Raw genomic sequence first — 10,822 nt, 5'->3', positions numbered from 1 at the left:
GGGTCGGAACGGGTCGCCCGGCCCGCCCCCATCGAGGGGGCCGTCCGGGCGTGCGGCTGGCGCCGCGACCCTGCCGCCGGCGCTGCACATTCGCGCGAGCGTGGCTTGCGCGGCCTGCCCCTGAAGTCCAAGTTGCCCCTCAGCAAGAGGAGGTTGCTCCACCCATGCGTTACCCCGCATCCCGTTCCGCCCTGGCAGTGGCCCTGGCGCTTGGCACGTCGCTGACCGGCCTGCCCGCCCTGGCGCAGGACGCCGCCGCCCCGATGCCCGACGGCGTCACCCATTTCACCCTTCCCAACGGCCTGGAGACGGTGGTCATCCAGGACGAGCGCGCGCCCGTCGTGGTGCAGATGGTCTGGTACAAGATCGGCGCGGCGGACGAGGTGCCGGGCAAGTCCGGCATCGCGCACTATCTGGAACACCTGATGTTCAAGGGCACCGATACGCTGGAGCCTGGAGAGTTGTCCAAGACGGTGACGGCGAACGGGGGCAGCGACAACGCCTTCACTTCGTGGGATTTCACGGCCTATTTCCAACGCATCGCCAGCGACCGCCTGCCCTTGGTGATGGGGATGGAAGCCGACCGCATGGCAAACCTGAACATCCGCGATGAGGACTGGCAGGCCGAACGCCAGGTCGTGCTGGAGGAGCGTGCGCAGCGTGTCGACAGCGACCCCGCCGCCCTGTTCGCCGAGGAGCTGAACGCGGTCGTCTATGACAACCACCCCTATGGCCGGCCGATCATCGGCTGGCGCGACGAGATCGAGGCGCTGACCCGCGACGACGCGGTCGCCTGGTACGACACGCATTATTCTCCGAACGAGGCCGTTCTGGTCATCGCCGGCGACGTCACCCCCGAGGAGGCGCGTGCCCTGGCCGAGGAGCATTACGGTGCCATCCCCGCCAAGGGCGAGGCCGAACCGCGCATCCGCCCGCAAGAGCCGCCCAAGCGGACCGCGCGGCGGCTGGAGATGTCGGACCCGCGCGTCGCGCAGCCCCGGATGATCCGCACAGTGCTGGCCGCGGAACGCGATCCGGGCGCGCAGGAGGATGCGGCGGCGCTGACCGTGCTGGCGGCGCTGCTGGGCGGGTCGTCGCAGACCTCGTATCTGGCGCAGCAGCTGACCCTGCCGGGAACCGCGCTGTGGGCGGGGGCCAGCTATGACGGGCTGTCGCTGGACCGGACCGAATTCATGCTGTCGCTGGTTCCGGCCGAGGGCACCCCGCCCGAGGAGGCCGAAGCGGCATTGGACGAGGCGCTGGCGCAGTTTCTGGCCGAGGGTCCGGACGAGGCCGACCTGGAGCGCGTCAAGACCCGCATCCGGGCCGAGGAGATCTATTCGCGCGATTCGGCGCATGGCCGGGCCTATGACTATGGCCAGGGGCTGTCGACCAGCCTGACCGTGCAGGACGTGAACGACTGGCCCGACATCCTGGACGCGGTCACCGCCGAGGACGTGATGGCCGCCGCCCGCGACGTGCTGCAGGCGCCCGCCGTGACCGGCTGGCTGCTGCCCGCCCCCGCGGAGGCGGAGGCCGCCGCGACCCAAGAACCGGCCCCGGCCACCCCCGACGAACAGACCGAGGTGCAAGGATGATCCGTGCCGCAATCGCCACCGTTCTTGCCCTGCTGGCCGTGCCGGCGCAGGCGATCGAGATCCAGGACGTCACCTCTCCGGGCGGGATCAAGGCCTGGCTGGTCCAGGACGACAGCATCCCCTTTGTGGCGCTGGACATCCAGTTCCGCGGCGGTGCCAGCATGGACACCGAGGGCAAGCGCGGCGCCGTCAACATGATGACCGCGCTGCTGGAGGAGGGCGCCGGGTCGAACAGCGCCACGCAGTTCGCCCAGGCGATCGAGGACCTGGGCGCACGGCTGTCCTTTTCGGCCAGCGACGACACGGTGTCCGTGGGCTTCCAGTCCCTGACCGAGAACCGCGACGCCGCCGCCGACCTGCTGGCTCAGGCGCTGGCGCAGCCGCGGTTCGACGACGATGCGCTGACGCGCGTGCGCGGACAGGTGCAGGCGGTGATCCGGTCCGAGGCGACCGATCCGAACAGCATCGCCGCCAAGGAGATGGCGGCGCAGGCCTGGGGCGAGCATCCCTATGCGACCTCGATCAACGGGACGGCGGAGAGCGTCGCGGCCCTGACCAGGCAGGACCTGGTGGCGGCCAAGAACCGCGTGCTGGCGCGCGACCGGGTGGTCGTGGGCGCGGCGGGCGACATCTCGGCCGAGGAGCTGGGGCTGCTGCTGGACCGCATCCTGGGCGGGTTGCCGGAACAGGCGACCGCCCCCCTGCCCGAGCAGGCGGAGCTGCAGGTGACCGGCGGCACGACGGTCATCGACTGGGACAGCCCGCAGACCGTGGTGGCCTTTGCCGGGCCGGGCATCCCGATCGACGACCCCGATTATTTCGCGGCTTTCGTCGCCAACCACATCCTGGGCGGCGGGGGCTTCAGTTCCCGCCTGATGGAGGAGATCCGCGAGAAGCGCGGGCTGACCTATGGCGTGGGAACGGCGCTGGCCACGGGGCTGTACGGCCAGACCTGGCAGGGCGGCATGTCGGGATCGAACGCCACCACGGCCGAGGCGGTGGAGCTGATCCGCGCCGAATGGGCCCGCATGGCCGAGGGTGTGACGGACCAGGAACTGACCGATGCCAAGACCTATCTGACCGGGGAATATCCCCTGCGGTTCGACGGGAACGGACGCATCGCATCGATCCTGGCAGGCATGCAGCTGATAGGATTCCCGATCGACTATATCGATACCCGCAATGCCAAGGTCGAGGCGGTGACGTCCGAGGACGTGTCCCGCGTGGCGCAGCGCCTGCTGGACCCCAAACGGCTGCGCTTCGTGCTGGTCGGCCGCCCCGAGGGGATCGAATCGGACCCTGTCACCAACTGAACGGACAACAGCGGTGGCGCCGCGCCCCCAAGGGGCGCGGCGCGGTCGTTCCGGGGGGCTGATGTCCCGCGAATCTCTGGCAGCCGCGGGGCAGTCCTGCTAGATTTGGGGCGATGAACAGCCATGCCCCCAAGATACGCCCCGACGGCCGCCCCGTGATCCGCCAGCTGGACGAGGCCACCGCCAACCGCATCGCGGCGGGCGAGGTGGTCGAGCGCCCGGCCTCGGCGGTCAAGGAACTGGTCGAGAACGCGCTGGACGCCGGCGCCACCCGGATCGAGATCGCCATCCAGGACGGCGGCAAGCGGCTGATCCGCGTCACCGACGACGGCTGCGGCATGGTGCCGGACGACCTGCCGCTGGCCCTGTCGCGCCATGCCACAAGCAAGATCGACGGGACCGACCTGCTGGCCATCACCAGCTTCGGCTTTCGCGGCGAGGCGCTGCCCTCGCTTGGCGCGGTCGGGCGGCTGACCATCACCTCGCGCACGCTGGGGGGCGAGGGGGCGTCCATCGCGGTCACCGGGGGGCGGCTGGACCCGCTGCGCCCGGCGGCCGCCAATTGCGGCACCGTGGTCGAGCTGCGCGACCTGTTCTTTGCCACGCCCGCGCGGCTGAAGTTCCTGCGCACCGACCGGGCCGAGACGCAGGCGGTGGCCGACACGGTGCGCCGCCTGGCGATGGCCGAACCCTATGTGGGCTTTTCGCTGACCGCCGACGGGCGCGAGATCTTTCGCGCCGATGCCGAGCAGGGAGAGCTGTTCGGGGCGCTGACCACGCGGCTGACCCGGCTGATGGGGGCTGATTTCATCGACAACGCCCTGCCCATGGATGCAGAACGCGACGGGATCACCCTGACGGGCTATGCCGCCCTGCCGACCTATTCGCGCGGGGCGGCGGTGGCGCAGCATCTGTATGTGAACGGGCGGCCGGTGCGCGACAAGCTGCTGACCGGGGCGCTCAGGGCGGGCTACATGGACGTGCTGGCGGCGGGCCGGCATCCGGCGGCGGTGCTGTTTCTGGAATGCGATCCGCAGATGGTGGACGTGAACGTCCACCCGGCCAAGGCCGAGGTGCGGTTCCGCGACCCGCAATCGGCCCGCGGGCTGGTCGTGGGCAGCCTGCGCCACGCGATGGCGGGGGCCGGGCACCGCGCCTCCAGCACGGTAGGCGACGCGACGCTGCAGGCGGTGCAGGTCGAACCGGGGCCCGAACCTTTGGCCGAAAACCGGTCAGACCCGCGGCCCGCATGGCAGGCCGACAGGCCGTCGGCGGCGGCCGTGCGGGCGGCGCTGGACCTGCAGATGCCGGGCTTTGCCGAGACGCCGTCGGCGCGGTTCGACCCGGTCGTGGCCGACGCGCCGATGGAGGACGCGCCCCTGGGGGCCGCGCGCGCGCAGATCCACGAAAACTACATCATCGCGCAGACGCCCGACGGGCTGGTGATCGTCGATCAGCATGCCGCCCATGAACGGCTGGTCTATGAGCGGCTGAAGGCGCAGGCGCAGGCCGCGGGCATCCCGGCCCAGGCCCTGCTGATCCCCGAGATCGTCGAGCTGTCCCCGGCCGATGCCGATCGCATCCTGTCCATCGCTGCCGATCTGGCCGCGCTTGGTCTGGTGGTCGAGCCGTTCGGCCCGGGCGCGGTCGCGCTGCGCGAGGTGCCCGCGATGCTGGCGCGGCTGGACGGGCGCGCGCTGATCCGCGACATCCTGGACGATCTGGCCGATCAGGGCGCCTCGGACCGGCTGCAGGCACGCATCGATGCGGTGCTGTCGTCGATGGCCTGCCACGGGTCGGTCCGGTCCGGCCGCCGGATGGGCGCGGACGAGATGAACGCCCTGCTGCGCGAGATGGAGCGGACGCCGAAATCGGGCCAGTGCAATCACGGCCGTCCGACCTGGGTCAAGCTGCAGCTGTCGGACATCGAACGCCTGTTCGGTCGCAGGGATTGACGCAGGGCGCGCGCGGATCGATCCTGTGCCCAGCCAGGAGGTGCCGCGATGCTGCAGATTGCCGTCGACAAGATCGCCCATGTGATCATCCGCGCCCGCGATTACGAAAGCGGCGTGAATCCCTGGGCCCATCAGGGCAGCGGACGCCAGCATGGCACCCGGTCCGAACTGCACGACTTCATCGCGGGCCTGAACGAGGATGAGCAGGCCAGCCTGGTCGCGGTGATGTGGATCGGGCGCGACAGCTTTGAGCCGTCCGAACTGGAGGAGGCGATCCGCACCGCCCGGATCGAACGGACCATCCCGACCGAGGATTACCTGATGGGCGAACCCCGACTGGCCGATCTGCTGGAGGCCGGGCTGGAGGGGCTGGGCATCTCTCCCGGCGACATCGAGGACGACCTGCAGCGTCCGGTATGACGAAGGGCGGCCCCGCAGGACCGCCCCAGGACCGATTGTGGCCGGATCAGCCTTCCGGGGTCAGGCGAACCAGACGGCCGTTCTCCTCGTCGGTGATGACGACCAGGGCGCCATCCTGGGCAACCTCGACCTCGCGGACGCGGCCGATGCCCTGGGCCAGGCGCGCCTCTCCGGTCACGCTGGTGCCGTCAAGTTCCAGTCGGATGATGTCGCCCGACCGCAACCCGCCGATCAGCGCGTCGCCCTGCCAGTTGGGGAACATGTCGCCGTCATAGAAGGCCATGCCGCTGATCGCGGGCGACGGATCCCAGTAATAGACCGGCTGTTCGGTACCCTCGACCTGGGTCGCGCCCATCTGAGCCCCGCTATAGTCGGTGCCGTAGGTGGCCAGGGGCCAGCCATAGTTCAGGCCGCCATCGACGGCGTTCAGCTCGTCACCGCCCTTGGGGCCGTGCTCGTTCATCCACAGCTGGCCGTCAGGGCCCATCGCGGCGCCCTGGATGTTGCGATGACCGATGGACCAGATCTCGGGCAGCGCGCCCTCGATTCCGGCCCCGGCCGGGGCGCCGTCGGTGGCGTTGATGCGGATGATCTTGCCCAATGTCGCCTGCGAGTCCTGGGCGTATTGGCGGGGTTCGGGGTCGCTGCGTTCGCCCAGGCCGACAAAGATGTGGCCTTCGCCGTCATGCACGATCCGCGCGCCGAAATGCTTGGTCGAGGCCCATGCCGGCTGCTGCTGCCAGATGCGCTGGACATCGTCCATCATGGTGCCGTCCTCGGATAGGATACCGGTCGCGACGGCGGTGGCGTTCGTGCCGTCGCCGCGCGGTTCGGCATAGGTCCACCAGACGCGGCGGGTGTCGGCGAAATCGTCCGCGACGGACACGTCGTGCAGGCCGCCCTGGTCGCGGGCATCGACCTCGGGCAGGCCCTGAATGGGTTCGGACAAGGTACCGTCGGTGGTATAGATGCGCATCCGGCCGGGGCGTTCGGTAATCAGCCAGTTCCCGTCGGGCAATTCCTGCAGGCCCCAGGGATGCTCCAGCCCCTCGACCAGGACCTGCTGCTGCAGGCCGGTGCTGTCCAGCATGGGCGCGCGGGTCTGGCCTTCGAAGGCGGGCTTCTGGTCATAGGCGGCCCCGTTGGGGGCAGCATCGTTGAAACCCTGCGCCGCGGCCATCGAGGCCAGGAATCCTGTGGCGGCAAGGGTGGTCAGGCTTGTCGTCGTACGGCGCGTCATGGGGTCCTCCGATCCGGTGAATACCCTGCCCAATTCGTGACACGGCCCGGCGTTCCCCCCTGCGGCAACACGTCCCTGTCAGGCGGCCGTGACGGCGCCCATGTCAGCGCGCGTCGCGATGATCGCGAAACAACGCACCCGCCCGGCCCCAGGCGCCCGCGTCAAGGTCGTCCAGCCCCTGCAGCACGGGCAGCAGCTGGGCCGCGTAATCCTCGCTGCTTTCACGCGGCAGCATCGAGGGCAGGTTGTCGATCGCCATCACGTCCAGCACTGGCGCATCCGCCACCCGCAGGACCGGCGCGTCCCAAGTGGTGGTGCGGTCATAGACCTTGATCGGGGAAAAATCGCTGGTCGGGTCGCAGGCCACGTCGCCGATAACGCTCAGCGCACGGCCCGGCGCCACGGCATCGGCGGGCACGAAGACCGGGGCGCCGGGATGGGCCAGGATCGCATTGACGAAGACATCGTGCATCAGCACCTCGGGGAAGGGGCCGCCATGGGCGGTCTCGGTCATGTCCCACCCGGTCACGGTGACGCCCATCGCGGTCAGCAGGTCGGCCGCGCCGCTGCCAACGCGGCCCTTGGCGCCGATGACGATGGTCCGCGGACGCGGGCGGCCGGTGGCGTCCAGCCGCGCCCGCAGGTCGTCCAGCAGGTGGTGCCGGTCGGGATAGGCGGCCACCGGGCCGCAGATGCCGCCCGACTGCTGCGCGGCCCAGGCCATCAGCGACACCGCCGCCCCCGCATAGCCCGCCCAGTACCCGAAGGCCGCCAGCCTGCGCCCCGTGTCGTCGGTCAGATATTCTAGGTCATACAGCGCCCCGCCCCCGGCCCGGAACCGGTCCAGCAGCACCCGACCCGCGGGCTGGCCCTTGAAGGCGTGGCCGAACATCACATGGCGATGGCGCAGGGGAGTGCCGTCCTCGGGCAGCTCCTTGAGGCCGAAGACGATGGCGTTGTCGGGCGCGGTGGGCCAGCTGCCCTCGGGGGTGATGGCCGCGCCGGCCTTGGCATAGGCGTCGGTCGGGATGATCCGGCGGGGGCTGTCCTCGACCGTGACGCGCATGCCCTGCCCGATCAGCGCGGCGACCCCGTCCGGGGTGATGCCCACGCGATCCTCGTTCGGGCGGCTTTCCGCCCTGACCCACAGATGTGTCATCCCGATCCCCTGCCATGGCTTGCGCCCCAAGCTGTAGGTCACGCGGCAATGCGCCGCAAGCACAGGCCGGAACCCCCGGCACGCTGCCGGGGTTGGCCTTTCTTTCCCCCGTTCCGCAGGAGCCAGCATGCACCTGACCCGTCGCACCGGACTGAAACTGGCCGCAGCCCTGATGGGCACTGCCGTCCTGCCCGCCTTGGTCCTGCCCCGCGCCGCCCGCGCGCAGGACGCCGGCTTTCGCCATGCGGTCGAGGGTGGAGAGGTCGTGATCCACCCCGTCGATCACGCCAGCATGGTCCTGGAGACGCCCGCGGGGGTGATCTATGTCGATCCGGTCGGCGGGGCCGAGGCCTATGCCGACCTGCCTGCGCCCGACCTGATCCTGATCACCCATGAACACGGCGACCATTACGACCAGCCGACGCTGGACGCCCTGCCCGAGGTGCCGATGATCGCCAACCCCGCCGTGGCCGGGATGCTGCCTGCCGCCATGGCCGAACGCACCACGACGATGGCCAATGGCGACAGCGGAGAGGCCCTGGGCCTGCCGATCGAGGCCATCCCCGCCTACAACATCACCGAGGACCGGCTGCAGAACCATCCGCAGGGCCGCGACAACGGCTATATCCTGACCATCGGTGGCCAGCGCTTCCTGATCGCCGGCGATACCGAGGATACGCCCGAACTGCGCGCCCTGACCGACATCCATGTGGCGTTCCTGCCGATGAACCTGCCCTATACGATGTCGGTGGATCAGGCGGCGGCGGCGGTCACGGCCTTTGCCCCCGACGTGGTCTATCCGTACCACCACCGGGGCAGCGACCTGGACGCGTTCACGGCCTTGGTGGCCGAGGGCGGGTCGGGCACGCAGGTCGTCGTGGCACCGTGGTATGCCGAGGCGGACGCCTAGAACGGCACCTTGGCCGAAAACCCTGTCTGCACCCCGGTGTCGGGGTGGCGGAACCGCAGGCTTTCGGCATGCAGCATCAGGCGGGGATGGTCGGCGGCCGTCCCCGTCGCATAAAGCGGATCGCCCAGAATCGGGTGGCCCAGGGACGCCATGTGCACCCGCAGTTGGTGGCTGCGCCCTGTGACGGGCATCAGGCGCACCCGTGTTTCCGCATCGGTCGCGCGGACAACGCGCCAGTCGGTCTGGGCGGGCCGACCAGCGCCATGGTCGACCTTCTGGCGGGGCCGGTTCGGCCAGTCCACGATCAGCGGCAGGTCGACCCGACCGGTCTCCGGCTGCAGGCGGCCCGAGAGCCGCGCGACATAGACCTTCTTGGTCAGCCGATCCTCGAACTGCTTGGACAGGTCGCGCTGCGCCTGCGGGGTCAAGGCAAAGACCATCACACCCGACGTGTCCAAATCCAGCCGATGCACCAGCAGCACGGTGGGAAACGCTTCGCGCAGGCGGGCGATCAGGCAGTCGGCCCGATCCTCGCCGCGCCCCGGCACCGACAGCAACCCCGCCTGCTTGTCCACCACCAGCACGTGGTCGTCGGCATGCAGGACCACCGGGATGTCCGGCGGCGGGGCATAGACGAATTCGGTCATTTCCAGACGAGGCGCAGCGCCAGCCCCGCGAACATGACGGCGGCGATCTTGTTGACCATCCCCAGCCGCTTGCCGATCACCCCGCCTGCGATCCCGCCGACGATGCCGTATCCCATGGTCACCAGCGTCCCCGTGAATGCGAAGATCAGCCCCAGGCCCAGGATCTGCTGCCAGACCGGGCCCCAGGCGGGGTTGGTGAACTGCGGCAGGAAGGCCAGCAGGAACAGGACCGGCTTGGGGTTCAGCGCGTTGGACAGGAACCCGCGGCGGATGATGTTCCAGACCCTGACGCTGCCCCGGGCCGACGGGTCGATGTCGCCCGACCGCCAGCTTTTCCACGCCAGCCACAGCAGATAGGCCGCGCCCGCGTATTTGATGGCGCGCAACGCTTCGGGATGGGCGGCGACGATCGCGCCCAGGCCCACGGTCGCCAGCGCCACGTGCATCAGCACGCCCAGGCCCACGCCGAACCCGGCCCAGGCCCCGGCGCGCGGCCCGCCCTGGATGCCGCAGGCGCTGGCGAAGAACACGTCCTGACCGGGCGCAAAGTTCAGGACCAGCCCGCCCGCGATGAACGCGGTCAGCTGTCCCACAGGAATGTTCGCCAAGGTGTCCCAGATCATCCTGCTGCCATCCCCATCGTGATCACAGATGCCCGAAGGCGTCCGCCAGAATCGCCGTCAACGCATCCGCGTCGGCCTGACCAAAGGCATCCGGGCGGTCGCTGTCGATGTCCAGCACCCCGATCAGCCGCCCGCCCGCGCCCAGGACAGGCAGCACGATCTCGGATCGGGTGCTGCTGGAACAGGCGATGTGGCCCGGGAAGGCCTCGACATCGGGCACGATCTGAACCGTTCGCGTGCGCGCCGCCGCCCCGCAGACCCCGCGCGAGAACGGGATGACCAGGCAGCCGTGCCCGCCCTGATAGGGCCCGATCTTCAGCAGCTCGGGGCCCACCACGCGATAGAAGCCGGTCCAGTCGAACCGGTCGTCGGAATGATGCAGTTCGCAGGCGACGGTCGCCATCAGCGCGACCTCGTCGGTCTCGCCCGCACACAGGGCCCGGATGCGGGCCGACAGATCGTCATAATCGCTCATCCGCATATCCTTACGCGGGGCCGTCGGGACAGGAAAGCCCGCCCGTTCACCGCCGCGACGATTGCGGCGGGGACGCGGACCATTGCCCCGGCAACCGCTTGGCGGCACTGTCGCGCCATGACGCTGCGCACCCGCATCCTGACGCTGATCCTGATCGTCCAACTGGGCCTGATCGCGCTGCTGGCCCTGGGCAGCCTGGACCGGCTGCGCCGCGACATCGCCACCGAAACGCGCATGGGCGCCGAGACGGCGCGCAACCTGGTGCTGGCCACGATTGGCACGATGCAGGGGGCCGTGCCGCCCGACCGCATCATGGCGCGGCTGCCCGAACGGCTGACCGAACCCCGCCATGCCCGCATCGGCATCCTGAACGCGCTGGACGGCACGCTGCGCCAGCCCGCGGGTCCGCCCGACCCGGCGCTGCGCGCACCCGGCTGGTTCGCGGCCCTGGTCGCCCCCGACCCCCAGGAGACCCGCCTGCC

General features: G+C 70.1%; 11 protein-coding genes. 6 read left to right on the top strand and 5 right to left on the bottom strand.

Features of this window, described 5'->3' with window-relative positions; all coding sequences use genetic code 11:
- Nucleotides 1-164 precede the first annotated feature (164 nt).
- The 4 genes from FHD68_RS14730 (at nucleotide 165) to FHD68_RS14715 (ending at nucleotide 5,286) form a co-directional block, all read left to right on the top strand.
- On the top strand, nucleotides 165-1,598 hold the full coding sequence (locus FHD68_RS14730) for a M16 family metallopeptidase (RefSeq protein ID WP_127897440.1): 1,434 nt from the start codon (nucleotides 165-167) through the stop codon (nucleotides 1,596-1,598).
- Nucleotides 1,595-2,911 (top strand): M16 family metallopeptidase, encoded by a 1,317-nt coding sequence (locus FHD68_RS14725; protein WP_127897441.1) that lies wholly within the window; start codon nucleotides 1,595-1,597, stop codon nucleotides 2,909-2,911. The genes FHD68_RS14730 and FHD68_RS14725 overlap by 4 nt, the downstream gene beginning before the upstream one ends.
- A 113-nt stretch (nucleotides 2,912-3,024) precedes the next feature.
- Entirely contained in the window at nucleotides 3,025-4,866 is a 1,842-nt protein-coding gene (mutL, locus tag FHD68_RS14720) for a DNA mismatch repair endonuclease MutL (protein ID WP_127897442.1), read from the top strand.
- Between the two features lie 48 nt (nucleotides 4,867-4,914).
- Nucleotides 4,915-5,286 (top strand): DUF3775 domain-containing protein, encoded by a 372-nt coding sequence (locus FHD68_RS14715; RefSeq protein ID WP_127897443.1) that lies wholly within the window; start codon nucleotides 4,915-4,917, stop codon nucleotides 5,284-5,286.
- A gap of 46 nt (nucleotides 5,287-5,332) precedes the next feature.
- On the opposite strand, the gene FHD68_RS14710 is transcribed toward FHD68_RS14715, so the two are convergent.
- Nucleotides 5,333-6,526, bottom strand: a complete 1,194-nt coding sequence (locus tag FHD68_RS14710; RefSeq protein ID WP_139086111.1) for a PQQ-dependent sugar dehydrogenase — start codon at nucleotides 6,524-6,526, stop codon at nucleotides 5,333-5,335.
- A 103-nt stretch (nucleotides 6,527-6,629) separates the two neighbouring features.
- A complete protein-coding gene (locus tag FHD68_RS14705; RefSeq protein ID WP_139086109.1) occupies nucleotides 6,630-7,685 on the bottom strand; it encodes a saccharopine dehydrogenase in 1,056 nt (351 codons plus the stop codon).
- A gap of 127 nt (nucleotides 7,686-7,812) precedes the next feature.
- Here FHD68_RS14705 and FHD68_RS14700 point away from each other — a divergent pair, with 127 nt between their 5' ends.
- Nucleotides 7,813-8,595, top strand: a complete 783-nt coding sequence (locus FHD68_RS14700) for an MBL fold metallo-hydrolase (RefSeq protein WP_127897446.1) — start codon at nucleotides 7,813-7,815, stop codon at nucleotides 8,593-8,595.
- Here the strand turns inward: FHD68_RS14700 and FHD68_RS14695 are convergent.
- Genes FHD68_RS14695 through FHD68_RS14685 form a run of 3 tightly spaced genes read right to left on the bottom strand, consistent with a single transcriptional unit; the run spans nucleotide 8,592 to nucleotide 10,340 of the window.
- A complete protein-coding gene (locus tag FHD68_RS14695) occupies nucleotides 8,592-9,242 on the bottom strand; it encodes a pseudouridine synthase (protein WP_127897447.1) in 651 nt (216 codons plus the stop codon). The two genes, FHD68_RS14700 and FHD68_RS14695, sit on opposite strands and share 4 nt — an antisense overlap.
- A complete protein-coding gene (locus tag FHD68_RS14690) occupies nucleotides 9,239-9,865 on the bottom strand; it encodes a LysE family translocator (RefSeq protein WP_127897448.1) in 627 nt (208 codons plus the stop codon). Before FHD68_RS14690 ends, FHD68_RS14695 begins: the two co-directional genes overlap by 4 nt.
- A gap of 22 nt (nucleotides 9,866-9,887) precedes the next feature.
- Nucleotides 9,888-10,340: a GAF domain-containing protein gene (locus tag FHD68_RS14685; RefSeq protein WP_045982463.1), complete on the bottom strand. Its 453-nt coding sequence runs from the start codon at nucleotides 10,338-10,340 to the stop codon at nucleotides 9,888-9,890.
- A 117-nt stretch (nucleotides 10,341-10,457) separates the two neighbouring features.
- On the opposite strand from FHD68_RS14685, the gene FHD68_RS14680 reads away from it, so the two are divergent.
- Nucleotides 10,458-10,822, top strand: a 365-nt coding sequence (locus tag FHD68_RS14680; protein WP_208863783.1) for a hypothetical protein, incomplete at its 3' end; no start/stop codon positions are given.

It is taken from the genome of Paracoccus marcusii (assembly GCF_006151785.1).
GTDB lineage: Bacteria > Pseudomonadota > Alphaproteobacteria > Rhodobacterales > Rhodobacteraceae > Paracoccus > Paracoccus marcusii.
The sequence above is the reverse complement of the archived record's forward strand: the minus strand, read 5'-3'. Positions and strand labels throughout refer to the sequence as shown.